This window comes from Streptomyces sp. NPDC051315 (assembly GCF_044455165.1).
Lineage (GTDB): Bacteria > Actinomycetota > Actinomycetes > Streptomycetales > Streptomycetaceae > Streptomyces.
In genome coordinates, this window is sequence record NZ_JBITEN010000030.1 from 51,376 (window position 1) to 76,015 (window position 24,640).

The following is a 24,640-nucleotide window of genomic DNA, read 5'->3' on the forward strand; positions in this document are numbered from 1 at the left end:
CGACCGTTGGGCGGCCCGGACGCGTCGATCGGTGAGGTACTGATCGGCCTGCTGCTGATCGGGGGCGCGGGCGTGGTCCTCCCGGCTCTCGTGGTCCTCCCGGCGATCGCCCTGGGCATCTGGCTGAGGCACACGGTGCGGCATCGCCGCAGGTGAGCGCGGGCTGTCAGTGCCCGCCCCTACAGTCACGGGCATGGCGACTCTTCCCAATCCGCTGCCCAGGCTGGCCTCCGACCCGAGCGGGCGCTCCCTCGGGCTCCAGCTCCCGCCCGGGCGGCTGATCGATCCCGTGACCGAGGACTCCTCGGACGGACCGGTGCTGTGGCATGCCGAGAAGGGCGCGGCCCCGGGCCACTGGGCCGCGCTGGGCGGACGGGCGGGGCGCGCCGGTCTGCTGCCGGTGCTCGTCGACGTGGGGGGCGGTCAGGGCGGCCCGCAGCGATGGGACCTGATGCCCGGGCAGGTGTCCTACCCGGGTGACCACGACGCCGAAGACGTCCTGGCCGACTTCTGGGAGGCCGACGAGGAGGAGGACGAGGGGTACTGGGACGACGAGACGGCCGAGATGCTCGCGCCCTTCGGTCCCGACTGGCCCGGTCTCGCCCCCTCGCCCTCCCTCACCATCGACCCGGCCGTCTGCGCCGCCCAGGTCGCCGACTCGCTCACCGACGGCGCCCGTTCCTGGCCCGAGGATCCGCGACTGGCCCTGGTCCCGGCCCGCCGCTCCGCCGACATCCCGGCCGCCGTCGGCTGGTCCGGCCCGGTCAACCACGAGGGCGACGTGGCCCGGCTGTGCGCGGTCCTGCGCTCCTGGGAGGACCGCTTCGGCATACGGGTGGTCGCGCTCGGCTTCGACCTGCTCGTGGTCTCCGTGGCCGCCCCGCCCACCACCACGCAGGAGGCGGAGGCGGTGGCGGCCGAGCACTTCGCGTTCTGCCCGGACAACGTCACGCAGGGCCCGGGCAGTCTGCGGGAGTACGCGAAGCAACTGGTCGGGGAGCGCGCCTGGTTCTTCCGGTGGGACTGACCCGCCCTACTCCCCCTTGAGCCCCCTCCCCAGCCTCCTCAGCCCCTCCGCGATCTCCTCCGGCGTCTGCGTCACGAAGCACAGCCGCAGGGTCGACCGGTCGGGCTCACCGGCGTGGAAGGGCGCGCCCGGCACATAGGCGACGTCCTCCCGCACCACCCTGGCGAGCAGGGTGGTGGTGTCGTACGTCTCCGGCAGCCGGGCCCAGAGGAACATGCCGCCCTCGGGCCGGTTCCAGACCGAGCCCTCGGGGAGGGCCCCGGGCAGGCCGGCGAGCATGGCGTCCCGCCGCTCGCGGTAGACGGCCGCGACGCGGACCACGTGCGCGTCGAGGTCGTTGTCGGCCAGGTAGCGGGCGGCGGCGAGCTGGTTGACGGTCGGGGTGTGCAGGTCGGCCGCCTGCTTGGCGACCGCGCAGGCGCGCCGCAGCTCGGCCGGGGCGCGCAGCCAGCCCAGCCGCAGGCCGGGGGCCATCACCTTGGAGAAGGAGCCGAGGAGCACGGTCCGGTCGCGGGCCTCGGGGTGCGCGGCGATCCAGGGCAGGCGCTCGCCCTCGTAGCGGAGTTCGCCGTAGGGGTCGTCCTCGACGATCCACAGGCCGTGCCGGGCGGCGACGGAGGCGAGGGCGGCCCGGCGGTCGGCGGGCAGGGTGCGGCCGGTGGGGTTCTGGAAGGTGGGGACGGTGTAGAGCAGCTTGGGGCGCTCGCGCACGACGAGTTCGGCCAGCGCCTGCGGGTCCGGGCCGTCCGCGTCTCCCGGCACGGCGACGACGCGTGCGCCCGCGAGTCCGAAGACCTGGAGGGCGGCGAGGTAGCAGGGGTCCTCGACGAGGACGGTGTCACCGGGGTCGAGAAGGGCCGTGGCGAGGAGGGACAGCGCCTGTTGTGAGCCGGTGGTGACGAGGAGGTCGTCGGCGTCGGTCGGCAGTCCCCGTGCCGTCGTCCGCCGCGCCAGCCACGCGCGCAGTGCGGGCTCGCCCTCGGTGGTGGCGTACTGCAGGGCGCGGCCGGGCGTCTGCTCCAGCACGTGCCGGAAGGCGGCGGCGACGGCCTCCCGGTCGAACAGCTCGGGCGCGGGCAGCCCGCCCGCGAAGTTGATCACTTCGGGTCGGGCGGTGACGGCGAGGATGTCCCGTACGGGAGAGCCGCCGATCGCCCGTGTGCGCAGGGCGAGCGGCGGGAGGGCGGCGGATGCGGGCACCGAGGCGACAGTCATGACCGCACCCTAGAGGGATATGTGCCCTCTACACATGGCCGTTTGCCATAGGGACCGCGCACCCGCGTCGGTTCCGGTCGCCCCGTGGGTCAGCGGGGTGGGACGCGGACGGCGTCCCGGAGGCCGTCCCACGACGCCGTCGTTCCCGCAGGTCAGCGGGGTGGGACCGGTCCCGCGTCCCGACTTCTCCACCGACCGTGGCCCCACGGCGCCGCGGCCCGCAAGCTGACCCCATGCCGAAGCACGCCACCGCCGCCCGCCGCGCCGCCCGCCGCCCGCGCGCCCGTCTGCTGGCCGCCGCCCTGACCTGTGCCGCCGCCCTCACCCTCACGGCGTGCCACGACGGCGAGGGACTGCGCGACGAGGGCCCGGCCGGGGCGGGCGCCTACGGCGTCGGGGACGCCCCGGCCCGCCGCCACCCGGCACCGCCGAGCGGGAACTCGTAGGCGGGCCGACCGTTGTTGCCGCTCGTACGGAACGGCTCGCCGCCGTCGTCGACGGTCAGCGTGCCCCGCCGCGACCCGCTGGACCAGGACAGCTCCAGCACCCAGCGCACGTCGTACGCCGACGCGTCGGCGCTGACGTAGTAGACCTCCGGGTCGGACTCGCGCACCTTGAACGGGAAGTCGTCGCTGCCCGCCTCCGGCACCAGCGCCGGCCGCGCCGCGTCGAGCGCCACGGTGAAGTAGCGCTTGGGCACCCCGCCTCCGCAGCCGACGCCCGGGTAGCCCATGGCGTAGTCGTTCCAGGCGAGCGGCGAGCGCTTGTCGACGGTACGGACCGTCAGCCCCTCCACGACCACGGTCTCGTCCCCGGTCCCCTGCACGGTCAGCTCCAGGTACTGCTGCCCCGACGACACGGCCTCCTGCGCGTGCACCCAGGCCGGAGCGTCCTGCTCGGTCGGCGGCGGCCCCACCCGGCTCGGCTCCCGGTTGATCAGGTAGCGCTGGTCGCAGGGGCTTTCCCAGGCGTAGGGGCGGACGGAGACGGTGAGCGGAGGGGCGGTGTCGGCCGGCTCGGACGCGGGAGCCTCGGGACGGACCGTGGCGGCGGCCGACGGCGAGGGGCTACCCGAACCCGAGCGCGACGCGGACGCCGACGGCGGCGACGAGACGGAGGGCGACGGCGAGACGCCCTCCGCCCCGCCCGGCTTCCCCTGCACGGACGCGGCCGCGGGCGTACGGCGGTCGTCGTCGTCCGAGCCGCCGGTCGGGGTCAGCGACAGGACGAGGGCGACGGCACCGAGGGCGCTCACCGCGGCCGTCGCCGCGAGCAGCAGCGGACGCCGCGCACCGCGGGGCGCCTCCTGCCCGTCCTCGTCCGCCGGTTCCCGCTCCGGCCCGCGCACCGGCTCCTCGACGAGAGGCTCAGCCACCTCTTGGACGACGACAGGCTCAGCCACCTCTTCGACGGCGGGCCGCGCGGCCTCCTGGACGACGGACTCCGCCACCTCTTCGACGGGCCGCGCCGCCGCCTCGGCAGCGGTCGCCCCCGCGTCCTTCCTCCCCCGCGACGCGTCCGCCAGCACCCATCGCCGGTGCAGCTCGACGAGCTCTGCCGGCGTCGCTCTGCAGAGCCGGGCAAGCCGTTCCACGGGCGCGTAGTCCGTGGGGACGGCGTCCCCGTTGCAGTAGCGGTGCAGGGTCGACGTACTCATGTGGAGCCGTTTCGCGAGCGTGCCGTAGCTCAGCCCGGACCGCTCCTTGAACTCCCGCAGCAGCTCCGCGAACTCGGTCGCAGACACCGTTCGACACCCCCGTGTTTCCTACCCGCGTCCCATCCCCGCGTTCCAGGGATGGGGTGTTCCCCCAGTTCAGACGGCCTGTGGGCGTTCCAGCTTCCCTGATCGTCCGTCAACCGTGGCGGCTGGGACGGATTCCCCCACAAGCTGTGGCCATCCAAGCACGCCGCTCCCGCCGACCGGTCGAGATGCGTGCGCCAACCACCTGTTTTCAGCAACCCGAAGAGGACTCCGCCATGCGCATCCGCCGCACCAGCCGCCTGCTCGTCCCCGCCGTCGCCGCCCTCGCCGCCCTCTCGCTCACGGCGTGCGAGGACGGAACGGGCACGAAGGACGAGGGCGCGTCGCTCCCGGTGTCGTCGACGGTCACCGGCAGCACCACGGCCACCCCCGGCGCCACCGGCACCGGCACCGGCACGGGCACCGACTCGGCCGCGAAGCCCGCCGAGACAACGTCCGGAAAGCCGGCCGCCTCCGCCCCGGGCAAGGCCGCCGACGGCTCGCAGGCCCGCGTCCTGTGCAACGGCTCGAACACGTCGGTGACCGCCCAGCCGGTGCCGCGCCCCCTGAACCACATGCTGCTCACGGTCACCAACACCGGCAGCAAGACCTGCGACCTGACCTACTACCCCGTCCTGCGCTTCGACGAGATGCAGTGGGTGCCGCGGGCGGCGCAGGAGACCCAGCCGCAGGCGGTGACGACCCTCGCGCCCGGCAAGTCCGGCTACGCGGGCGTCCTGCTCGCGGCCGCCGACGGCAGCGGCGACGGCGGCACGACGGCGAAGAAGCTGACGGTCTCCTTCCAGGGCGCCACGCCGAACAGCGACGGCGGCGCCGCGGCGACGCCGTCCCTGCCGGCCGAGGGCGTCTACTACGACAGCTCGCTGACGGTGACGTACTGGCAGCAGACCATGGAGGACGCCCTCACCTGGTGACTAGCGGAGCGTGCGGGCCACCTCGGTGGCCCAGTACGTGAGGATGTTCTGCGCGCCGGCCCGCTTGATGCCGGTCAGCGTCTCCAGGATCGCGCGGTCCCGGTCGATCCAGCCCTTCTCGGCGGCGGCCTCGATCATCGAGTACTCACCGGAGATCTGGTAGGCGGCGACCGGCACGTCCACGGCGTCGGCGACCCGCGCCACGACGTCCAGGTAGGGGCCGGCCGGCTTCACCATCACCATGTCGGCCCCCTCCTCCAGGTCGAGGGCGAGCTCGCGCAGCGACTCCCGCACATTGGCCGGGTCCTGCTGGTAGGTCTTGCGGTCCCCCTTCAGCGAGGACCCGACGGCCTCCCGGAAGGGCCCGTAGAAGGCGGACGAGTACTTGGCGGTGTAGGCGAGGATCGAGACGTCCTCCCGGCCGATCTGGTCGAGAGCGTCCCGGATCACCCCGATCTGACCGTCCATCATCCCGCTCGGCCCCACCACGTGCGCACCCGCGTCGGCCTGCACCTGCGCCATCTCGGCGTACCGCTCCAGGGTGGCGTCGTTGTCGACGCGTCCTTCCGCGTCGAGGACGCCGCAGTGCCCGTGGTCGGTGAACTCGTCGAGGCACAGGTCGGACATGACCAGCAGGTCGTCCCCGACCTCGGCCCGCACGTCCCGCAGCGCGACCTGGAGGATCCCGTCCGGGTCGGTCCCCACCGTCCCGGCGGCGTCCTTCTTCGCCTCCTCCGGCACCCCGAAGAGCATGATCCCGGAGATCCCGGCCTCCACGGCCTCCAGCGCGGCCTTCTTCAGGCTGTCCCGGGTGTGCTGCACGACCCCGGGCATCGCCTGGATCGGCACCGGCTCGCTCACGCCCTCCCGCACGAACGCGGGGAGGATGAAGTCGGCCGGATGCAACCGGGTCTCGGCCACCATGCGCCGCATCACGGGGTTGGCGCGCAGCCGCCGCGGACGCGTACCGGGAAACGATCCGTACTTCGTCATACACCTAAGTTACGCCCGCCCCACACCCCCCTTTACCGACGTCCCGTCGGCGCCCCGGGCCCCCGACGGACGCCCCGGAAGGGGCCGTACACCGGACACTTCCGCACACCAGGCACCCCCACCCGCAGGCACCCCCGCAGGCGCCCCCCACCCCCAGGGGCCATCCTGGAATGAGGAACCCGGAGCACCCGGAGACCCAAGCCCCCGAAGCACCCGAAGCTCCCGCCCCCTCGAAGCACCCGGAGCCCCAGAGCCCCCCGAGAGACCCCGACGGCCGCCCTCCGTCGAGTCGAGCCGCCGCCGTCCCTCCGTCAGCGCGCCACGGAGGACACGATGACCGCCACCCATCCCACCCCCGACCTGTTCGCCCTCTCGGACATCCGCGGCCCCGTCCTGCGCCCCGGCGATGACGGCTACGCGGAAGAGGTCACCGGCTTCAACCTGGCCGCGCTGCACACCCCCGACGTGGTCGTCGGCGCGACCGGCCCCGACGACGTCGTGGCCGCCCTGCGCTGGGCACACGCCACCCACACCCCGGTAGCGGTCCAGGCCACCGGCCACGGCGCCAACTTCCCCATCGACCACGGCCTGCTGATCAGCACCTCCCGCATGACCGACGTACGGATCGACCCGGAGCGGCGCACCGCGACGATCGCCGCGGGCGCGAAGTGGAGCCACGTCATGGCGGCGGGCGCCCCGCACGGACTCGCCGGTCTCAGCGGCACCTCCACGGACGCGGGCGTGGTGGGCTACACGCTCGGCGGCGGACTGCCGGTCCTCGGCCGGGCCTACGGCTACACGGCCGACCACGTCCGCTCCTTCCAGGTCGTCACCCCGGACGGCACCCCGCACGAGACCGACCCCGCCCACGAACCGGAGCTGTTCTGGGCGCTGCGCGGCGGCAAGGGCAACGTGGGGATCGTGACGTCCCTGGTCTGCGACCTGCTGCCGCTGCCCCGCCTGCTCGGCGGCGGCATCTACTGCCCCGGCGAGCACGCCGAGGCGCTGCTGCGGGCGTGGGTCGACTGGACGCGCACCGTGCCGGACGAGATGTGCAGCGCGTACACCATCCTGCGGCTGCCGCCGATCCCGCAGATCCCCGAGCCGCTGCGCGGCGGCTTCTGGGCGCGCGTCGCGATCGCCTGGCCCGGAGACCCGGCGGAGGGCGAGTCCCTGATCGCGCCCCTGCGCACCGCGGCGCCGGTCACGGTCGACACGGTCGAGGTGATGGACCACGCGGCGCTGGACCGCATCCACATCGAACCCCAGGACCCGCTGCCGGCCCGGGAGTCCTGTGCCCTGCTCCGCGACCTGACTCCACAGGCCGTGCGCGCGTTCCTGTCCGTGGCCGGCCCCCAGGCGGGTCCCGACCACCCGCTGCTCATGGTCGAACTGCGCCACATGGGCGCCGCGCTGTCCCGCCCGGCCGCCGTGGAGGACGCCGTGTGCGGCAGGGACGCGCAGTACTTCATGGGCGCGGTGGGCATCCTGGCCGCCCCGCCGGCCGCCGAGGCGGTCGAACGCGCCACAGCGGCCCTCGCCGCCACGATGGCCCCCTACGGAACCGGCCACACCATGGTCAACATCCACGGCACCCCGGGCAACGAACAGGACCGCGCCCGCGCCTGGACCCCGGAGGCCTACGAACGTCTCCGCCGCGACAAGGCGACGTACGACCCGGACAACCTGCTGCGCTACGGGCACACGGTGCCGCTGCCCGCCCCCTCCGGCGTCTGAGGACGAGCCCCGCCCAGCACAGTGCCCCCGGGGAAGACCCCGGGGGCACTGTCACCACTCAGGTGGCCCGACGCCGCCGAGCCCCCGGCCTGCGCTCACTCGGCCGGGTCACCGGATCCCCCGCATCCAGAGCGGCGGCTCTGCGCCGCACCCCGAAGTCGGCCAGCGCCTCCGCCAGCTTGTGCACGGACGGCTCGGGAGCCATGACGTCCACCCGCAGCCCGTGCTCCTCCGCGGTCTTCGCCGTGGCCGGCCCGATGCACGCGATCACGGTCACGTTGTGCGGCTTCCCGGCGATCCCCACCAGGTTCCGCACCGTGGACGACGACGTGAACAGCACGGCGTCGAAGCCGCCGCCCTTGATCGCCTCCCGGGTCTCCGCCGGCGGCGGCGAGGCCCGCACGGTCCGGTAGGCCGTGACGTCGTCGACCTCCCACCCGAGCTCGATGAGCCCGGCCACCAGCGTCTCCGTGGCGATGTCGGCCCGGGGCAGGAACACCCGGTCGATCGGGTCGAAGACCGGGTCGTACGGAGGCCAGTCCTCCAGCAGCCCCGCCGCCGACTGCTCCCCGCTCGGCACCAGGTCCGGCTTCACACCGAACGCGATCAGCGCCTTCGCCGTCTGCTCCCCCACCGCGGCGACCTTGATCCCCGCGAAGGCCCGGGCGTCGAGCCCGTACTCCTCGAACTTCTCCCGCACGGCCTTGACCGCGTTCACCGACGTGAAGGCGATCCACTCGTAGCGGCCCGTCACCAGCCCCTTGACCGCCCGCTCCATCTGCTGGGGCGTGCGCGGCGGCTCGACGGCGATCGTCGGCACCTCGTGCGGGACCGCGCCGTAGGACCGCAACTGGTCGGAGAGCGACGCCGCCTGCTCCTTGGTCCGCGGCACGAGCACCTTCCAGCCGAACAGCGGCTTGGACTCGAACCACGCCAGCTGATCACGCTGGGCGGGGGCGGAACGCTCACCGACCACGGCTATCACCGGCCGGCCGCCCTCGGGCGAGGGCAGCACCTTCGCCTGCTTCAGGGTCTGCGCGATGGTGCCGAGCGTGGCGGTCCACGTCCGCTGCCGGGTCGTCGTACCGGCGACCGTCACCGTCATCGGCGTGTCGGGCTTGCGCCCGGCCGACACCAGTTCACCGGCGGCCGCCGCGACCGAGTCGAGGGTCGTGGAGACGACGACGGTCCCGTCCGACGCCCCGACCTCGGTCCAGCACCGGTCGGACGCGGAGCGCGCGTCCACGAACCGGACGTCCGCGCCCTGCGCGTCCCGCAGCGGCACACCCGCGTACGCGGGCACGCCGACCGCCGCCGCGACACCGGGCACGACCTCGAACGGCACACCGGCCGCCGCGCAGGCGAGCATTTCCTCGGCCGCGTACGTATCCAGTCCCGGGTCCCCGGACACCGCACGGACGACCCGCCTGCCGCCCCGCGCGGCCTCCATGACAAGATGTGCGGCATCCCGCACGGCGGGGAGCCCAACGGGTGTTGACGCGCCGTCAACCACCGTCGGGTGGGGTGCGCCCGTGCCCGGAAGCGGATCCGACGAGGGATCCGGGTCCGCGTTCACGACGGCGACGCCCGGCCTGGCGTGCGTCCGTACGACATCGAGCACGTCGTGCTCGGCGACGAGGACGTCCGCGTTGGCCAGCGCCTCCACGGCGCGCAGAGTCAGCAGTCCCGGATCCCCGGGTCCGGCACCCAGGAAGGTGACGTGCCCGTGTTCGAGGCCGGCGGGAAGGGTGGTGGGGCTCAATGTGCTCGCTCCCCCATCAGACCGGCCGCGCCCTGGGCAAGCATCTCGGCGGCGAGTTCGCGACCGAGCGCCATTGCCCGGTCGTGCGTGTCGGGCACGGGACCGGTGGTGGACAGCTGCACCATGCGGGTGCCGTCGGTGGTGCCGACGACGCCGCGCAGGCGCATTTCCTTGACAATCTGCCGGTCGGCCTGGGGATCCCCCCGCTCGAGCGGAGCCGAGAGTGGGGGAAGGTCGGCCAGCGCGCCCACAGGGGCGCTGCAACCGGCCTCCAGGGCGGCGAGCAGTGACCGTTCGGCGGTCACGGCGGCCCGGGTGAACGGGTCGTCGAGTTCGCCGAGCGCCGCGACGAGGTCCGCGTCGGACGCGGCGCACTCGATCGCCAGCGCCCCCTGGCCGGGGGCGGGCAGAACAGTGTCGACCGACAGGAAGTCGGTCACTTCCTCACTACGACCGATGCGGTTCAGCCCGGCCGCGGCCAGCACCACCGCGTCCAGCTCGCCGTCGCGCACGTACCCGATCCGCGTGTCGACGTTCCCGCGGATCGGGACCGTCTCGATGTCCAGCCCGTGGCTGCGCGCGTACGCGTTCAGCTGCGCCATCCGGCGCGGCGCGCCCGTACCGATGCGCGCCCCGCGGGGCAGGTCGGTGAACTTCAGCGCGTCCCGGGCGACGATGACGTCGCGCGGGTCCTCGCGTACCGGTATGGCAGCCAGGACCAGTTCCCCGGGCTGCGTGGTCGGCAGGTCCTTCAGCGAGTGAACCGCGAAGTCGACCTCGCCCCTGAGCAGCGCGTCGCGCAGCGCGGTGACGAACACGCCCGTGCCGCCGATCTGGGCGAGGTGTTCGCGGGAGACGTCGCCGTAGGTGGTGATCTCGACGAGCTCGACGGGCCGTCCGGTCACCTGGCTCACGGCTTCCGCCACCTGCCCGGACTGGGCCATGGCGAGCTTGCTGCGCCTGGTCCCCAGCCTCAGTGCCTTCTTGGTCATCGTGGCCCTCGGTTCTTGTCGGTGCTGTCCTCGGCGCGGGAGACGGAGGCCACCGTCTCCTGGTCGAGGTCGAACAGGGTGCGCAGCGCGTCCGCGTACCCGGCGCCGCCGGGCTCGGCCGCGAGCTGCTTGACCCGGACGGTCGGCGCGTGCAGCAGCTTGTCGACGACACGCCGGACGGTCTGGGTGATCTCCGCGCGGTGCTTGTCGTCCAGTCCGGGCAGGCGGCCGTCCAGGCGGGCGATCTCGCTCGCCACGACGTCGGCGGCCATGGCGCGCAGCGCCACCACGGTCGGCGTGATGTGCGCGGCCCGCTGTGCGGCGCCGAACGCGGCGACCTCGTCGGACACGATCCGCCGCACCTGGTCCACGTCCGCCGCCATCGGCGCGTCCGCGGAGGCCTCGGCGAGCGACTCGATGTCCACCAGGCGCACGCCGGCGAGCCGGTGCGCGGCCGCGTCGATGTCCCGCGGCATCGCCAGGTCCAGCAGGAACAGCACGGGCTCGGGCCGTACGGGCACGGTGGCCGGCTCGGGCCTGCGGCGCTCGGGGATGCGGCCGACGGTGGCGGCGGTCGCGGCGAGCGCGGTGATCAGCTCGGCGTCGGCCTCGGGCCGGCGGGCGGCCTCACGGCGGTCGACGCCGGCGCCCGTCACCCAGGCGGCGTGCTGCTCCAGCGTCGCCGCGTCCATGCCGGCCACGGCGGCCTCCCCCATCACGGAGAAGCCGGGCTGCTGCACGGCCGCCAGGTCCAGCGGGCAGCCCTCCTCGGACCCGACGGAGGCCGGTGGCAGCGGCCGCACGTCCGGCCGCGCCGACGCGTCCTCGGCGAAGGCCTCGGGCGCGCCGGGGCGGCCCTCGACCGCCGCGGCGACCGCTTCCGCCGTGAGGACGAGTCCCGTGGCCCCCGTGCAGGAGACGGCGACGTCGGCACGTGTCAGCTCTTCGGGCACCGAGTCCATCGGGACCGCGCGGGCCGCTACGTCCGTGTCCTCGGCGTCGGTGAGGATCTGGGCGAGCCGCTCGGCGCGGTCGAGGGTGCGGTTGGCGACGACGACCTCGGCGACCCCGGCGCGCGCGAGCGTCGCGGCGGCCAGCGAGGACATCGATCCGGCTCCGATGACCAGCGCCTTCTTGCCCCGCGCCCAGGCCTGGACGTCGGCGCCGCGCGCCAGTTGCTCCAGGCCGAAGGTGACCAGGGACTGCCCGGCGCGGTCTATGCCGGTCTCGGAGTGGGCGCGCTTGCCGACCCTGAGGGCCTGCTGGAACAGGTCGTTCAGCAGCCGGCCGGCGGTGTGCAGCTCCTGCGCGCGGGCCAGCGAGTCCTTGATCTGGCCGAGGATCTGCCCCTCGCCGACGACCATCGAGTCCAGGCCGCAGGCCACCGAGAACAGGTGGTGGACGGCGCGGTCCTCGTAGTGCACGTAGAGATAGGGGGTGAGTTCCTCCAGCCCGACCCCGCTGTGCTGGGCGAGCAGGGTGGACAGCTCGGCGACACCGGCGTGGAACTTGTCCACGTCGGCGTAGAGCTCGATGCGGTTGCAGGTGGCGAGGACGGCGGCCTCGGCGGCCGGCTCGGCGGCGACCGTGTCCTGGAGCAGCTTGTGCTGGGCGTCCGCGGCGAGCGAGGCCCGCTCCAGGACGCTGACCGGTGCGCTGCGGTGGCTCAGCCCCACGACGAGGAGACTCATGCCGGCATCACGGCGGGGACATCCCCGTCCGGGCCCTGGTCGGTGGACTTCGCGCGGGTCGCGGCGGCCGGGACGGGCGTCGCGTCGCCCGCGGCCTCCTCGCCGGCCTTGCGCTGCTCGTGGAAGGCGAGGATCTGCAGCTCGATGGAGAGGTCGACCTTGCGCACGTCGACGCCGTCCGGGACGGACAGCACGGTCGGCGCGAAGTTCAGGATGGAGGTGACCCCGGCGGCCACGAGCCGGTCGCAGACCTGCTGGGCGGCACCGGCGGGCGTCGCGATGACGCCGATCGACACGCCGTTGTCCTGGATGATCTTCTCCAGGTCGTCGGTGTGCTGGACGGGGATCCCGGCGACGGGCTTCCCGGCCATCGCGGGGTCGGCGTCGATGAGGGCGGCGACCCGGAAGCCGCGGGAGGCGAACCCGCCGTAGTTGGCGAGGGCCGCGCCGAGGTTGCCGATACCGACGATCACAACCGGCCAGTCCTGGGTCAGGCCCAGCTCGCGGGAGATCTGGTACACGAGATACTCGACGTCGTACCCCACACCGCGCGTCCCGTAGGAGCCCAGGTACGAGAAGTCCTTGCGCAGCTTCGCGGAGTTGACTCCCGCCGCGGCCGCGAGCTCCTCGGAGGAGACCGTGGGGACCGAGCGCTCCGACAGTGCGGTCAGCGCTCGGAGGTACAGCGGAAGCCGGGCGACGGTGGCCTCGGGAATTCCTCGGCTACGGGTCGCCGGTCGGTGAGTTCGGCCAGTTGCCACGGTGCTCCTGCGGGTAGAGCGGGGCTGCAGGCGGTCGTACGTCCCCAGACCGCCCCGTCGAATGCAGGCTATGTCTTTGTGAACGCGTGCACAAAGATGGTGTCCGATTTGCCCGGCCAACGTGACCGGGGTCACGCGCCCCCGCCGCGTTCGTGGGGAACCCGCGCCCACGCGCCCGCGTTCCTTCATTATCGGGGGCAAAACCGCACACTCTCCTCACGAATCCCGCCCCCGAGATCTGGTCACCGTCGATCCTAAGCGACTTTTGGGAAGACTTGGACTCCTCGGTCAGTTCCCTGTCAGCTCCCCGACAGTTCCCGGCGCAGCCGTTCCTCGTTCACGCGCCAGAAGGTGTGCTGCCGTCCGTCGACGAGGACCACGGGGATCTGTTCCCAGTACTGCTCGTGGAGTTGGGGGTCCTCGGTGATGTCCCGCCTCTCCCACGGGACACCGAGATCGCCGCACACCTTCTCGACCACGATCTGTGCTGCATCACACAGATGACAGCCGGGCTTACCGATCAACGTCACGAGCCGGTCCTGCGGGGCGGGGCCCTTCCGGCGAAAGAGGGGACTCATGTCAGCCATTCTCGCGCGCCCCGCACCGAACGGCCGGGGCGCGAGCCGGCCGCGGCCCGCCGCACCCCTGACCTCTTCAACGACACGGTCGTGGAGAGTTCACAGCGTTCAAACCTCGTGACTCCGGAACCACCGAACGGACTGGCTATGCTCACGCCATGGCCGCTCTCGGATGGCTCACTCCCCGTAGGCGCTCCGCCACGGCGCGGAGCGTGTTGGCAGGCGAGGCCTCGGCGGAGGCCGCCCGTAAGGACGTCTCCGCCCAGGAACCGCCGTTCCCCGTGCACGGCGACGACCGTGCCGCCGCGTTCTTCGACCTGGACAACACCGTCATGCAGGGCGCCGCGCTGTTCCACTTCGGGCGAGGCCTCTACAAGCGGAAGTTCTTCGAGACCCGCGACCTCGTCCGGTTCGCCTGGCAGCAGGCGTGGTTCCGGCTGGCCGGCGTCGAGGACCCGGAACACATGCAGGAGGCACGCGACTCGGCGCTGTCGATCGTCCAGGGCCACCGCGTCTCCGAGCTGCAGTCGATCGGCGAGGAGATCTACGACGAGTACATGGCCGAGCGGATCTGGCCGGGCACCCGGGCGCTGGCCCAGGCCCACCTGGACGCCGGCCAGAAGGTGTGGCTGGTCACGGCCGCCCCGGTGGAGATCGCCCAGGTGATCGCCCGCCGCCTCGGTCTCACCGGCGCGCTGGGCACGGTGGCCGAGTCGGTGGACGGCGTCTACACGGGCAGGCTGGTGGGCGAACCGCTGCACGGTCCGGCGAAGGCGGAGGCGGTCCGGGCGCTGGCCGCGGCCGAGGGGCTGGACCTCTCGCGCTGCGCCGCCTACAGCGACTCCCACAACGACATCCCGATGCTCTCGCTGGTCGGCCACCCCTACGCCATCAACCCCGACAGCAAACTCCGCAGGCACGCGCGCGAGCTGGACTGGCGCCTGCGCGACTACCGCACGGGCCGCAAGGCGGCCAAGGTCGGCATCCCGGCGGCCGCCGGAGTGGGCGCGGTGGCCGGCGGCACGGCGGCGGCCATCGCGCTGCACCGCCGCCGTCGCTGACGTTTTCCCTGGAGCCGGGGTCTCCGGCCGCTCCGACACGCCCGGACCGGCGAACGGACCAATCCACCGTCGTACCCCGACAGCGCCCCCTCCATTCCTCTTGTCCGCGCACCGCCACAACCCGCCCGGGACCGACCCGAAACTCGGACCGTTTCGATCAACAACCGTTCACTCTCAGCAACCCGATTGAGCGTCAATCGGCTGGAGAAGCGACGTAATCGACACTTTGAGCAACTCGGTGTAGCAGCGCCTGCACGAAGCGTTATTCTCCTCAGACGCAAACCGGTACCTCTCCGTCGCTACGACGGGTGAATGGTCCCGCACTGCACGTGATGGAAGCTCTGCCTCTGGGAGTCCCGTGTACCCACACGTCGGGGTTGACGCCTCGGGCCTGGCTACGCTGCGCGCAACGGTCGCTACGGCCCGAGACCTGTTGCGCGGCTTCGTCCCCACCGCGTACGCCGTCCCCGCCTTCGCCACCGCCGCTCCGGCCGGCCCGTGCTACGCACTGGCCGACGGCAGCGCCGCCGTGGGCAGACGAGGACGTACGCCCGCCGCCGCCACCGCCCGTCGGCCGGCCGCCGACAGCGACAGCGCCCGCATGATGGACCTCGTCGAACGGGCCCAGGCCGGCGAGGCCGACGCCTTCGGACGCCTCTACGACCAGTACAGCGACACCGTCTACCGCTACATCTACTACCGCGTCGGCGGCAAGGCGACCGCCGAGGACCTCACCAGTGAGACGTTCCTGCGCGCCCTGCGCCGTATCGGCACCTTCACCTGGCAGGGCCGCGACTTCGGCGCCTGGCTGGTGACCATCGCCCGCAACCTCGTCGCGGACCACTTCAAGTCCAGTCGCTTCCGCCTCGAGGTGACCACCGGCGAGATGCTGGACGCCAACGAGGTCGAGCGCTCCCCCGAGGACTCCGTCCTCGAGTCCCTCTCCAACGCCGCGCTGCTGGACGCCGTACGACGTCTCAACCCCCAGCAGCAGGAGTGCGTCACGCTCCGCTTCCTCCAAGGCCTGTCCGTCGCCGAGACCGCGCGCGTGATGGGCAAGAACGAGGGCGCCATCAAGACCCTCCAGTACCGCGCCGTCCGCACCCTCGCCCGCCTCCTCCCGGACGACGCCCGCTGATCCCGCCTACGGACGGCAACGCCAACTCACGTTCGGTCACGGCTCGTTGACTTGTCCACCCGATCATCCGCAGTCCGTAACCCAAGTGCCGCGCCACTCGTTGTGCGGGATACAGGCTCCCTGTGGTCGCGCCCCGACCGTCTCCGATCACCCGATCGTGTGGATGCGGTCGACGGCGCGCAACCCTTAGGACCCCCGGGGAGTCGACCGTCATGACGAGAGGAGGTGCCGCCAGTGATCGCGAACGTATCGGCGCACCGGCGGGCGAACGCCTTCGCCCAGGCCCTGGAGGACCAGTCCGACCAGGGCACGGCGGCCGAGCAGTCCGAAGGATCGGCACCGGCCCCGGCCGCTGCGGACCAGACCGAGCAGGGCCGCCTCCTGGCCCTCGCGACGAGTCTCGCCGAGCTGCCCAAGCCAGAGCTCGACCCCGAGGTCAAGGTCGTCCAGCGCGCCCAGTTGGTCGCCGCGATGGAGGCCATGCTGCAGGCGGGCACCGTGGGCGAGGCGCCGGACCCAGCGGTACCCGAGCAACGCTCGCACCGGGCGCGGGGCGCCCACCGGGCGACCGGGCTGGGCAAGTTCCGACCGCGCACACGGCTCGCCAAGGGCCTCACCGCGGGCGGCCTCAGCGTCGGAGTGGCCGCGGGCGCCTTCGGCGGCGTCGCCGCCGCCAGCTCCGACGCCCTGCCCGGCGACTCGCTCTACGGGCTCAAACGCGGCATCGAGGACTTCAAGCTCACCTACCTCGCCGAGGGCGACGGCGAGCGCGGCGAGGCCTACCTCGACCAGGCCTCCACCAGGCTCGGTGAGGCCCGCCGGCTCATGGAGCGCGGCCGCGGCGGCGCGGACCTCGACCACGAGTCCCTCGGCGAGATCCGCCGCGCCCTGTCCGGCATGCGCCACGACGCGTCCGAGGGCCATCGGCTGCTGCACGAGGCGTACGAGCGCGATCCGGACTCCCTGGGCCCCATCCAGGCCCTGTCCGCGTTCTCGCGCTCGCACCGCGACGTCTGGAGCGACCTGCGCGCCAAGCTGCCCGTGCAGCTCGGCGACGTCAGCCGTGAGGTCTCGTCGGTCTTCGACGCCATAGACGAAGAGGTCGCCCCGCTGCAGTCGCTCCTCCCCCAGCCCCCGGCCCAGGGCGGAAGCGGCACCCGACAGAGCTCCGGCCCGGCGTCCACCGCCACCTCGGGCACCGGCCGCTCCACCGCCCCCAGCACCGGCGACAGCTCCTCCGGCGCCGACCACACCGGCGGCGGCAGCGGCAGCCCGAGCAGGTCGGCCTCCCACGGCACCGGCGACGACGGCCTGCTCGGCGGCAACACCGGGGGGCTGCTCGACCCACCCCATCAGGACGCGGGCACCGCCTCCCCGTCCACCAGCAGGCCCTCCACCACCGAGCCGGACGTCACCCTCCCACCCCTCCTCCCCGGCCTTCTCCCGGGCCTGGGCATCGACAGCGAGGACGCGGGCTAGCGACCCGCCCGGAGACGCGCGTTCGGGGGGGGGGGGGGGGGGGGGGGGGGGGGGGGGGGGCCCCCCCCCCCCCCCCCCCCCCCCCCCGGCCCGCCCCCCCCCCCCCCCCCCCCCCCCCCCCCCCCCCCCCCCCCCCCCCCCGTACGCATGCCGGGACGGCGACCGTCCCACCGTGCGGCGCTGGAAGAACCGCTTAGAAGAACACCGACCGCCGCTGCACCAGCAGCTTGTACAAGGTGTGCTGGATCTGCTCCCGCACCTGGTCCGTCAGGTTGAACATCAGCATCGGGTCCTCCGCCGCCTCCGGCGGATACCCGTCCGTCGGGATCGGCTCCCCGAACTGGATCGTCCACTTCGTCGGCAGCGGAACCGCCCCCAGCGGACCCAGCCACGGGAACGTCGGCGTCAGCGGGAAGTACGGGAACCCCAGGAGACGGGCCAGGGTCTTGGCGTTGCCGATCATCGGGTAGATCTCCTCCGCCCCGACGATCGAGCAGGGGACGATCGGGGCGCCCTGGCGCAGGGCCGTGGAGACGAAACCGCCCCGGCCGAACCGCTGGAGCTTGTAGCGCTCGCTGAAGGGCTTCCCGATGCCTTTGAAGCCCTCCGGCATCACCCCGACCAGCTCGCCCTGGCCCAGGAGCCGTTCGGCGTCCTCGGCGCAGGCCAGGGTGTGGCCCAGCTTGCGGGCCAGCTCGTTGACGACCGGCAGCACGAAGACGAGATCGGCGGCCAGCAGTCTGAGGTGACGATTCGCCGGATGGTGGTCGTGGACGGCGACCTGCATCATCAGCCCGTCCAACGGCAGCGTCCCGGAGTGGTTGGCGACGATCAGGGCGCCCCCCTCGGCCGGGATGTTCTCGACGCCCTTCACCTCGACCCGGAAGTACTTCTCGTACACCGGCCGCAGCAACGACATCAGGACCTGGTCGGTGAGCTCCTCGTCGTAGCCGAAGTCGTCGACCTCGTAATCGCCCGTCAGACGACGGCGCAGGAAGGCCAGGCCGCCCGCGATGCGCCGCTCCAGCCCCCCGGTGTCCTCCCGCGGCGGCTGCGGCTGATCCTGCCCCGTACCGGTCACGGGATCATCATCCTGTGGGACCGCCCTGGTGGGCAGGGGCTGGACCTCACCGACCTCGCCGATCTCACGGACCGGTGCCGGCTCGCCGCTCGTGCGCCGGCTCCCCGCGCTCCGGCGCCGCGACGGCCGCTGCACGGCACTCCCACGGGACCGGTCGTCGTCGAACGGAATGACCTTGGCGTCCGCCATCGTTGATGCGCTCCTCAGTTGGCGCTCTGCGTCGGAGGGTGGCCGCCGCCCGCGACGGGCAGCGCGGCGATCCGGTCGACGGCCCCCGCGACGGCCTCGGGGGGCAGAAGACCCGGCCCCTGGCTGCGCGCGAAGTCCGCGAAGGTCTCCGCGGTGGTGTACCTCGGCGTGAATCCCAGCGTCTCGCGCATCTGGACCGTCGACACGACCCGCCCGTGGGTGAGCAGCCGGATCTGCTCGGGCGAGAAGTCCGTCATGCCCAGCGTACGCACGAAGGAGCCCGCCCAGGTGACGGCGGGCAGCAGGAGCGGGACCGTGGGCCGCCCGAGCCGCCGCGAACACTGCGACAGCAGCAGGACGCCGTCGCCGGCGATGTTGAAGGTGCCGCTGTTGAGCGTGCCCCGCGCCGGCTCGTGCGAGCCGATCCGCAGCACCTCGATCACGTCGTCCTCGTGCACGAACTGCAACCGGGGGTCGTAGCCGAAGACGGTCGGCAGCACCGGCAGCGAGAAGTACGAGGCGAGCGGGGTCTCGGCGGTCGGCCCGAGGATGTTGGCGAACCGCAGCACGCAGACGGCCACGTCGGGCCGCCGCCGGGCGAACCCGCGCACATACCCCTCGACCTCGCAGATGTCCTTGGCGAAGCCACCACTGGGCAGCGACTTGGCCGGCGTGGTCTCGGTGAACACGGCGGGATCACGGGGCGCGGACCCGTAGACGTTCGTACTGGACTTGACCACCAGCCGCTTCACACTGGGCGACTTCTGGCAGGCGCCCAGGAGCTGCATGGTCCCGATGACGTTGGTCTCCTTGACCGTGGTCCGGCTGCCGCTGCCCAGCGCGGTGGCCGTCACGTCCAGATGGACGACGGTGTCGGCGCCGGTCTCGGCGAGCACCCGCGCGATGGTGGGCTGCCGGATGTCGGCCTGGATGAAGTCCGCACCGCCGAGATGGTGCTCGGGCCGCACGGCGTCCACCGCGATCACCCGGTCGACCTCCGGGTCCCGCTGGATCCGTCGTACGAACCGGCCCCCCAGCTGACGGGCCACTCCGGTGACGAGCACAACCTTGCCCACGATCAGCGCCTTCCTTCCGCCCTGGTACCGCTCGGCTGTCGCACCTGCTCGTTACCCTGCCGCGTTCCCCGCCTGCGGGCCAACTTAGCGGGTCGGCGTTGCGCTGTGATTACCTCCCGATGCGTGACGTGACGAAAGGGGCCGGTCATACGACCGGATCAGCCACCGTGCCCGTCCGGTGACACGCACAGCGTTCACCCGTCCGTACGCGGCCCGGACATGCGTGTGGCCCCCCACCACACGGTGGGGGGCCACACCACGCCTTCGCGGCTAGCGTCGCACGGAACTGATCGTGCTTACTTCTTGTTGCGACGCTGAACGCGCGTGCGCTTGAGCAGCTTGCGGTGCTTCTTCTTGGCCATCCGCTTGCGCCGCTTCTTGATAACAGAGCCCACGACTACCCTCGCTCACTTCTCATCACTCGGTGCTGGGCGCCATGGGCCCATACGACCTACGAGGGGCTAGCCTACCCGCCCGAGCGCTGAGGTCGTAATCGAGGAGGCGGAGGGACCCCGGAGTGCCCTGTGAACGGATCCCCCGCGCCCTCGCCGTCAGGCGGTTTCCACCCCCACGTAGCTCTCGCGGAGGTACTCGTGAACCGCGTTCTCCGGGACACGGAAGGACCGCCCCACCCGGATCGCGGGCAGATGACCGCTGTGCACCAGCCGGTACACGGTCATCTTCGACACTCGCATCACCGAGGCGACTTCCGCCACGGTAAGGAACTGAACCTCGCTCAGAGGCCTCTGGTCAGCAGCCATGACACACCTGAACCTTCCGCACTCGACTCGACGGCCACCGGCTTCCCCTTCCGGTGACTCTTCGTCGTTGCGTGCTCACTCCCCAATGTAGGGGCGGGTGATGCGAGTGGGGAAGAGGTGCACCCATCGGCGGCCTACTGTGACAGACACGCCCGATTGAGTACGTAGCGGGTCAGCGGCCGGTAGTAACCAGACCGCACGGCGTCATCAAGTGGAACGGCGACGGCGACGGACCCCTCGGCCTCCCCCACGAAGAGCGCGGGGTCGTCGGTGTCCGCCAGCCCGATGACCTCGAACCCCAGCTGACCAGCGCCGCAGACCCACCCGTGGTCCCCGATCACCAGCTCCGGCAGCGGCCCGCCGGCCTCCGCGGCGGCCGCCAGCGCCATTCGAACCGGCAGCGGCGAATGGGTGTGGACACCGGTCGCACCACCGGGGCGCCCGGCCTCGGGTTCCTGCACCAACGCGACACCTTGTACGTAGTCCAGGTTGCACGTGCGTAGGCCGAACCGGGTCGTTATGTCGACACAGCGACCCTGCGCGGGGGTGAGGATTCCACATCCCGCCGCCGACAAAGCGTCCGCGATCCCGGCGTAGAACCCGAGCAGCCGATGCGGATGCCCGGTCCCCAGGAGCACGGCCCCACCACGCTGGGCGACGGCGGCGAGCCGTTCCGCGAAGGCGTCGAGCGCGGCCAGGGTCCGCTCGGGATCGATCACATCATGCCCTGAAACATCCTTCAGATCGGCCGAAACCCCACACTTGTCCGCCATCAACGCGACCAAGTCCCGCAATCCCCAGGTCCATTCGGGATCCAGCCCGAGCAACACCCGAGGATCCCGGGCGGCGAAGAGCCGATAGCTCCGAAGACTCTCCTCCCGGGAGGTGGCCACCACCCCAGCCAACCCGGCAGCCAGCAGATGAGCCCGAAGGGCCGCGGTACTCCACACGGGCCGATGGTGCTGGACCCGGGCGCGGGACGTCTCGGAAACGGGGGAAGAGGGCACGGTTGGCGTAAGGCGAGCCGGCCCGGTCAGCCCGTCCGGCGTTCGAGGACGTGGCCCGTCCAGGGCCGAGAGGGGGCCGCGGGGGCGCAGCCCCGGGCGGGGTCGCGGGGGCGCAGCCCCTGGGATTGGAACGGGTAAGGGCGGCGGGAGAGACCCCCTCCCACCCGCACCCCCTCCCCGACCGACACCCCTACGCCAACAACCCCCGCAACGGAAACACCGCCCGCCGCGTGGCCAGCACCGCCTGATCCAACCGATCCGCCGGGTCGTACCCGGCGTCCCACTCCCCCCACCCCACAGGCCACCGCCCGTCGGTCATCCGCACCGGCGCCAACTGCCGCGTCCGGGCGAAGACCTCCTGCCGCCACCCCTCGGGAATCACCGTCTCCGGCGCCACCGGCTTCCCCGCCGCCACCCCCACCAGATGCGCCCAGGACCGCGGCACCACGTCCACCACCGCGTATCCACCCCCACCCAGCGCCACCCACTTCCCCCCGGCGTACTCATGGGCCAGCTCATGGCACGCCACCTGCACAGCCCGCTGCGCGTCGAGCGACACCGCGAGATGAGCCAGCGGATCCTCGAAGTGCGTGTCGGCCCCGTGCTGGGTCACCAGCACATCCGGCCGGAAGTCGGCGATCAGCTCCGGCACCACGGCGTGGAACGCCCGCACCCACCCCGCGTCCCCGGTCCCCGCCGGCAGGGCGACATTCACCGCCGCCCCCTCCGCGGCCGCCGCCCCCGTCTCCTCCGGCCACCCCGTCTGCGGGAACAACGTCCGAGGATGCTCGTGCAACGAGATCGTCAGCACCCGCGGATCCTCCCAGAACGCCGCCTGCACCCCGTCCCCGTGGTGCACGTCGACGTCCACGTAGGCGACCCGCTCGGCCCCCAGCTCCAGCAACCGCGCGATGGCCAGCGACGCGTCGTTGTAGATGCAGAACCCCGACGCACCCCCCGGCATCGCATGATGCAGCCCGCCCGCGAAGTTCACGGCGTGCAGCGCCTCCCCCCGCCACACCGCCTCAGCCGCCCCCACGGACAGCCCGGCGATCAACGAGGACACCTCGTGCATCCCGGCGAAGGCCGGATCGTCCACCGTCCCCAGCCCGTACGACGTGTCCGCCGCCCCGGGCTCCACGGAAGCCGCCTTCACGGCCTGGATGTAGTCCTCCCGGTGCACGAGCCGCAGGGTCGACTCCCCGGCCGGCTTGGCCGACACGACCTCCACCTCGCGATCGAGCCCCAGGGCATGGACGAGCCTCCGGGTCAGATCCAGCCGGACCGGATCCATCGGATGGTCCGGGCCGAAGTCATAGCCCGTTACTGCCTCGTCCCACATCAGCTGTGCGCGGCCGCTCATGCCCGCCACCGTATCGGTCCGGTTGAGGAGCGAACGACCGGGCGTACACCAACGTCACCAGCACCAACGCCATCGGCACGACCATCGCCCCCCGGTAGCTCCACGCGTCCCCCAGCGCCCCCACCAACGGCGAACCGATCAGAAAGCCCACGTAGTTGAAGACGTTGAGCCGCGCGATCACCGCGTCCGACGCTCCCGGGAACAACCTGCCGGCCGCCGCGAAGGTCTGCGGCACCAGCACACACAACCCCACTCCCAGCAAGGTGAACCCGCCCATCCCCACCCAGGCCCCGGGTGCGACCGCGACCACACCGAACCCCACGGCGGCCACCACCGCCCCCGCCCGTACGACCGCGACCGCCCCGAACCGCCGCACCCCGAAGTCCCCGATGGCCCGCCCGAGCAGCGTGGTCACCATGTACACGTTGTACGGCACGGTCGCCAGCTGCTCGGAACTCCCCAGCACGTCCTGGAGGTACTTGGCACTCCAGTTGGACACCGTCGAGTCCCCGATGTACGCGAAGGTCATCACCAGACACAGCGGCAACAACGCCTTGAAGACCACACCCCCGCGCTCGCCCCGCTCTGCCGCGTCCTCCACGGTCCCGCCGTCACCACCGTCGCCGGCGGCGTACCACCGACTCCCCACCAGCACGGCCGGCAGCAACACCAGCACCACCGGCAGGTACGACACCCACAGCGCGAGCTGCCAGTGCGCCCCCGCCCACGCCAGCGAGGCCCCCACGATCCCGCCCAGGCTGTACGCGGCATGGAAACCGAGCATGATGCTCCGCCCGTACGCCCGCTGCAGACTCACCCCGAGCATGTTCATCGAGGCGTCCAACACGCCCACGGCAAGCCCGAAGAGCGCGAGCGCGATCCCCAGCTCGACCATCCGCTCGCCCACCCCGACCCCGAGCAGCGCCAGGAGCACGACCGGCTGGGACCAGCGCAGCAGCCGACCGGCGGGTATCCGCCTCACGAGCCGTTCGGCGGCGACACTCCCGACGCCGGCCAGGATGGGCACGGCGGCGAGGAATGCGGGCAGCAGCGCGTCGGAGACCCCGTACCGGTCCTGGATGGCCGGGATCCGCGTCACGAGCAGAGCGAAGGCCACGCCCTGCGCCAGGAAGCTGAACGCCAACGAAGCCCTACCGCGCCGCAGCACTTCTGTCATGGCGGCGAGCGTAGGGCCCCGGCGTACTCGTGGGTAGATCAAGCCAAAGATGAATCTCTTTCAACTCCGGCCGCTCACACCAGCAGGTCGGCCAGCTCCCCCATGTCGGAGAAGAGACGGGTGGCCCCCGCCAGCTTCTCCGCCGGCGTCATGGCGGTGAACCCGTACACATCCATCCCGGCCGCGACAGCCGCCTGCACACCCAGCGGAGAGTCCTCCACGACGACACACCGCTCCGGTGCGACGCCCATCCGTTCGGCCGCGTACAGGAACAGATCCGGAGCCGGCTTCCCCCGTCCCACGTCCTGCGAGCTGAAGATCCGCCCTTCGTCGAACCACCGGTCGAGCCCGGTCGTCCGATGCCCCACCCGAATACGCTCATGGCTCCCGGAGGAGGCCACACAGTACGGCACCCTGTCCGCGGCCAGCTTCTCCAGCACTCCGGCGACCCCGGCCACCGCCACCAGCTCCTGCTCGAACGCGGCGAACACCCGCGCGTGGAAGACGTCGTCGAAGTCGACCGGCAACCGCTGCCCCGTCCGCTCCAGGACCAGCTCATGTATCCGGTGCATCGCCGACCCCATGTAGTCCCGGATCGAGTCCTCGTACGTCGTGGGATGCCCCACCTCGGTCAGATAGGCGGCGAGCAGCCGGTTGGAGATCGGCTCACTGTCGACGAGCACACCGTCGTTGTCGAAGATGACGAGGTCGTAGTCCATGTCCCCGACCCTAAACGCAGAAATCCCCCGTGCCGAATGGCACGGGGGATTTCTTTGAATGATTGTTCGGCGGCGTCCTACTCTCCCACAGGGTCCCCCCTGCAGTACCATCGGCGCTGTAAGGCTTAGCTTCCGGGTTCGGAATGTAACCGGGCGT

Annotated in this window: 24 protein-coding genes and 1 rRNA gene; 8 read left to right on the plus strand and 17 right to left on the minus strand. The window is 72.3% G+C overall.

What is annotated here, in order from left to right:
• The first annotated feature begins 6 nt into the window (after positions 1-6).
• Together ACIBBD_RS37080 and ACIBBD_RS37085 are read left to right on the plus strand one after the other, a co-directional pair.
• A complete protein-coding gene (locus tag ACIBBD_RS37080) occupies positions 7-156 on the plus strand; it encodes a hypothetical protein (protein WP_399424211.1) in 150 nt (49 codons plus the stop codon).
• A gap of 37 nt (positions 157-193) precedes the next feature.
• Complete coding sequence (locus ACIBBD_RS37085; RefSeq protein WP_399424212.1) at positions 194-1,027, plus strand: DUF4253 domain-containing protein; 834 nt, start codon at positions 194-196, stop codon at positions 1,025-1,027.
• Between the two features lie 6 nt (positions 1,028-1,033).
• Here the strand turns inward: ACIBBD_RS37085 and ACIBBD_RS37090 are convergent, their stop codons facing one another.
• Positions 1,034-2,242 (minus strand): PLP-dependent aminotransferase family protein, encoded by a 1,209-nt coding sequence (locus ACIBBD_RS37090; RefSeq protein WP_399424214.1) that lies wholly within the window; start codon positions 2,240-2,242, stop codon positions 1,034-1,036.
• A 233-nt stretch (positions 2,243-2,475) separates the two neighbouring features.
• Here ACIBBD_RS37090 and ACIBBD_RS37095 point away from each other — a divergent pair, with 233 nt between their 5' ends.
• Positions 2,476-2,688 carry a hypothetical protein gene (locus ACIBBD_RS37095; protein WP_399424215.1) on the plus strand — a complete coding sequence of 71 codons (213 nt, stop codon included), beginning with the start codon at positions 2,476-2,478 and terminating at the stop codon, positions 2,686-2,688.
• On the opposite strand, the gene ACIBBD_RS37100 is transcribed toward ACIBBD_RS37095, so the two are convergent.
• The gene (locus tag ACIBBD_RS37100) at positions 2,628-3,986 is read right to left on the minus strand and encodes a helix-turn-helix domain-containing protein (RefSeq protein ID WP_399424217.1); all 1,359 of its coding nucleotides are present in this window, start codon (positions 3,984-3,986) and stop codon (positions 2,628-2,630) included. The genes ACIBBD_RS37095 and ACIBBD_RS37100 overlap by 61 nt on opposite strands.
• A 233-nt stretch (positions 3,987-4,219) precedes the next feature.
• On the opposite strand from ACIBBD_RS37100, the gene ACIBBD_RS37105 reads away from it, so the two are divergent.
• Positions 4,220-4,918 (plus strand): DUF4232 domain-containing protein, encoded by a 699-nt coding sequence (locus ACIBBD_RS37105; protein WP_399424218.1) that lies wholly within the window; start codon positions 4,220-4,222, stop codon positions 4,916-4,918.
• On the opposite strand, the gene hemB is transcribed toward ACIBBD_RS37105, so the two are convergent.
• Positions 4,919-5,911: a porphobilinogen synthase gene (gene hemB, locus ACIBBD_RS37110; protein ID WP_399424219.1), complete on the minus strand. Its 993-nt coding sequence runs from the start codon at positions 5,909-5,911 to the stop codon at positions 4,919-4,921. It lies immediately after the preceding gene.
• A 333-nt stretch (positions 5,912-6,244) separates the two neighbouring features.
• On the opposite strand from hemB, the gene ACIBBD_RS37115 reads away from it, so the two are divergent.
• The gene (locus tag ACIBBD_RS37115) at positions 6,245-7,648 is read left to right on the plus strand and encodes an FAD-binding oxidoreductase (RefSeq protein WP_399424221.1); all 1,404 of its coding nucleotides are present in this window, start codon (positions 6,245-6,247) and stop codon (positions 7,646-7,648) included.
• Between the two features lie 58 nt (positions 7,649-7,706).
• Here ACIBBD_RS37115 and ACIBBD_RS37120 read toward each other — a convergent pair whose 3' ends face one another.
• From ACIBBD_RS37120 to ACIBBD_RS37140, 5 genes are all read right to left on the minus strand, one after another.
• Entirely contained in the window at positions 7,707-9,410 is a 1,704-nt protein-coding gene (locus ACIBBD_RS37120) for a uroporphyrinogen-III synthase (protein ID WP_399424223.1), read from the minus strand.
• Positions 9,407-10,402, minus strand: coding sequence for a hydroxymethylbilane synthase (gene hemC / locus ACIBBD_RS37125; RefSeq protein ID WP_399424225.1), 996 nt, complete (start codon positions 10,400-10,402; stop codon positions 9,407-9,409). The genes ACIBBD_RS37120 and hemC overlap by 4 nt, the downstream gene beginning before the upstream one ends.
• The gene (locus ACIBBD_RS37130; RefSeq protein WP_399424227.1) at positions 10,399-12,093 is read right to left on the minus strand and encodes a glutamyl-tRNA reductase; all 1,695 of its coding nucleotides are present in this window, start codon (positions 12,091-12,093) and stop codon (positions 10,399-10,401) included. The genes hemC and ACIBBD_RS37130 overlap by 4 nt, the downstream gene beginning before the upstream one ends.
• Positions 12,090-12,854, minus strand: coding sequence for a redox-sensing transcriptional repressor Rex (locus ACIBBD_RS37135; RefSeq protein ID WP_399424228.1), 765 nt, complete (start codon positions 12,852-12,854; stop codon positions 12,090-12,092). The genes ACIBBD_RS37130 and ACIBBD_RS37135 overlap by 4 nt, the downstream gene beginning before the upstream one ends.
• Positions 12,855-13,153: 299 nt before the next feature.
• Positions 13,154-13,441, minus strand: coding sequence for a glutaredoxin family protein (locus ACIBBD_RS37140; protein WP_399424229.1), 288 nt, complete (start codon positions 13,439-13,441; stop codon positions 13,154-13,156).
• A 149-nt stretch (positions 13,442-13,590) separates the two neighbouring features.
• Here ACIBBD_RS37140 and ACIBBD_RS37145 point away from each other — a divergent pair, with 149 nt between their 5' ends.
• From ACIBBD_RS37145 to ACIBBD_RS37155, 3 genes are all read left to right on the plus strand, one after another.
• Positions 13,591-14,493: an HAD family hydrolase gene (locus ACIBBD_RS37145; protein WP_399424231.1), complete on the plus strand. Its 903-nt coding sequence runs from the start codon at positions 13,591-13,593 to the stop codon at positions 14,491-14,493.
• A 358-nt stretch (positions 14,494-14,851) separates the two neighbouring features.
• Positions 14,852-15,631 carry an ECF subfamily RNA polymerase sigma factor, BldN family gene (locus ACIBBD_RS37150; RefSeq protein WP_399424232.1) on the plus strand — a complete coding sequence of 260 codons (780 nt, stop codon included), beginning with the start codon at positions 14,852-14,854 and terminating at the stop codon, positions 15,629-15,631.
• A 234-nt stretch (positions 15,632-15,865) separates the two neighbouring features.
• Complete coding sequence (locus ACIBBD_RS37155; protein ID WP_399424234.1) at positions 15,866-17,110, plus strand: DUF5667 domain-containing protein; 1,245 nt, start codon at positions 15,866-15,868, stop codon at positions 17,108-17,110.
• Positions 17,111-17,303: 193 nt separating this feature from the next.
• Here ACIBBD_RS37155 and ACIBBD_RS37160 read toward each other — a convergent pair whose 3' ends face one another.
• The 9 genes from ACIBBD_RS37160 to rrf form a co-directional block, all read right to left on the minus strand.
• Complete coding sequence (locus tag ACIBBD_RS37160) at positions 17,304-18,380, minus strand: lysophospholipid acyltransferase family protein (protein ID WP_399424236.1); 1,077 nt, start codon at positions 18,378-18,380, stop codon at positions 17,304-17,306.
• Positions 18,381-18,394: 14 nt separating this feature from the next.
• Positions 18,395-19,456, minus strand: coding sequence for an NAD-dependent epimerase/dehydratase family protein (locus ACIBBD_RS37165; RefSeq protein ID WP_399424238.1), 1,062 nt, complete (start codon positions 19,454-19,456; stop codon positions 18,395-18,397).
• Between the two features lie 296 nt (positions 19,457-19,752).
• Positions 19,753-19,851, minus strand: a complete 99-nt coding sequence (locus ACIBBD_RS37170; protein WP_003948845.1) for a 30S ribosomal protein bS22 — start codon at positions 19,849-19,851, stop codon at positions 19,753-19,755.
• Between the two features lie 156 nt (positions 19,852-20,007).
• Positions 20,008-20,217, minus strand: coding sequence for a helix-turn-helix domain-containing protein (locus ACIBBD_RS37175; protein WP_162655568.1), 210 nt, complete (start codon positions 20,215-20,217; stop codon positions 20,008-20,010).
• A gap of 134 nt (positions 20,218-20,351) precedes the next feature.
• The gene (locus ACIBBD_RS37180) at positions 20,352-21,167 is read right to left on the minus strand and encodes a phosphatase (RefSeq protein ID WP_399424240.1); all 816 of its coding nucleotides are present in this window, start codon (positions 21,165-21,167) and stop codon (positions 20,352-20,354) included.
• Positions 21,168-21,414: 247 nt separating this feature from the next.
• On the minus strand, positions 21,415-22,587 hold the full coding sequence (locus tag ACIBBD_RS37185; RefSeq protein WP_399424242.1) for an acetoin utilization protein AcuC: 1,173 nt from the start codon (positions 22,585-22,587) through the stop codon (positions 21,415-21,417).
• Positions 22,538-23,764 carry an MFS transporter gene (locus ACIBBD_RS37190; protein WP_399424244.1) on the minus strand — a complete coding sequence of 409 codons (1,227 nt, stop codon included), beginning with the start codon at positions 23,762-23,764 and terminating at the stop codon, positions 22,538-22,540. Before ACIBBD_RS37190 ends, ACIBBD_RS37185 begins: the two co-directional genes overlap by 50 nt.
• A gap of 74 nt (positions 23,765-23,838) precedes the next feature.
• Positions 23,839-24,483 carry an HAD family hydrolase gene (locus ACIBBD_RS37195; protein WP_399424246.1) on the minus strand — a complete coding sequence of 215 codons (645 nt, stop codon included), beginning with the start codon at positions 24,481-24,483 and terminating at the stop codon, positions 23,839-23,841.
• 64 nt (positions 24,484-24,547) lie between these two features.
• A 5S ribosomal RNA gene (gene rrf / locus ACIBBD_RS37200) occupies positions 24,548-24,640 on the minus strand; the annotation flags it as partial.

Excerpts from the sequence above, each read along its gene's own strand:
- ACIBBD_RS37085 (WP_399424212.1), top strand. The coding sequence starts at position 194 with ATGGCGACTCTTCCCAATCCGCTGCCCAGGCTGGCCTCCGACCCGAGC.
- ACIBBD_RS37090 (WP_399424214.1), bottom strand. The coding sequence starts at position 2,242 with ATGACTGTCGCCTCGGTGCCCGCATCCGCCGCCCTCCCGCCGCTCGCC.
- ACIBBD_RS37095 (WP_399424215.1), top strand. The coding sequence starts at position 2,476 with ATGCCGAAGCACGCCACCGCCGCCCGCCGCGCCGCCCGCCGCCCGCGC.
- ACIBBD_RS37105 (WP_399424218.1), top strand. The coding sequence starts at position 4,220 with ATGCGCATCCGCCGCACCAGCCGCCTGCTCGTCCCCGCCGTCGCCGCC.
- hemB (WP_399424219.1), bottom strand. The coding sequence starts at position 5,911 with ATGACGAAGTACGGATCGTTTCCCGGTACGCGTCCGCGGCGGCTGCGC.
- ACIBBD_RS37115 (WP_399424221.1), top strand. The coding sequence starts at position 6,245 with ATGACCGCCACCCATCCCACCCCCGACCTGTTCGCCCTCTCGGACATC.
- hemC (WP_399424225.1), bottom strand. The coding sequence starts at position 10,402 with ATGACCAAGAAGGCACTGAGGCTGGGGACCAGGCGCAGCAAGCTCGCC.
- ACIBBD_RS37130 (WP_399424227.1), bottom strand. The coding sequence starts at position 12,093 with ATGAGTCTCCTCGTCGTGGGGCTGAGCCACCGCAGCGCACCGGTCAGC.
- ACIBBD_RS37140 (WP_399424229.1), bottom strand. The coding sequence starts at position 13,441 with ATGGCTGACATGAGTCCCCTCTTTCGCCGGAAGGGCCCCGCCCCGCAG.
- ACIBBD_RS37145 (WP_399424231.1), top strand. The coding sequence starts at position 13,591 with ATGGCCGCTCTCGGATGGCTCACTCCCCGTAGGCGCTCCGCCACGGCG.
- ACIBBD_RS37160 (WP_399424236.1), bottom strand. The coding sequence starts at position 18,380 with ATGGCGGACGCCAAGGTCATTCCGTTCGACGACGACCGGTCCCGTGGG.
- ACIBBD_RS37175 (WP_162655568.1), bottom strand. The coding sequence starts at position 20,217 with ATGGCTGCTGACCAGAGGCCTCTGAGCGAGGTTCAGTTCCTTACCGTG.
- ACIBBD_RS37185 (WP_399424242.1), bottom strand. The coding sequence starts at position 22,587 with ATGAGCGGCCGCGCACAGCTGATGTGGGACGAGGCAGTAACGGGCTAT.
- ACIBBD_RS37190 (WP_399424244.1), bottom strand. The coding sequence starts at position 23,764 with ATGACAGAAGTGCTGCGGCGCGGTAGGGCTTCGTTGGCGTTCAGCTTC.
- ACIBBD_RS37195 (WP_399424246.1), bottom strand. The coding sequence starts at position 24,483 with ATGGACTACGACCTCGTCATCTTCGACAACGACGGTGTGCTCGTCGAC.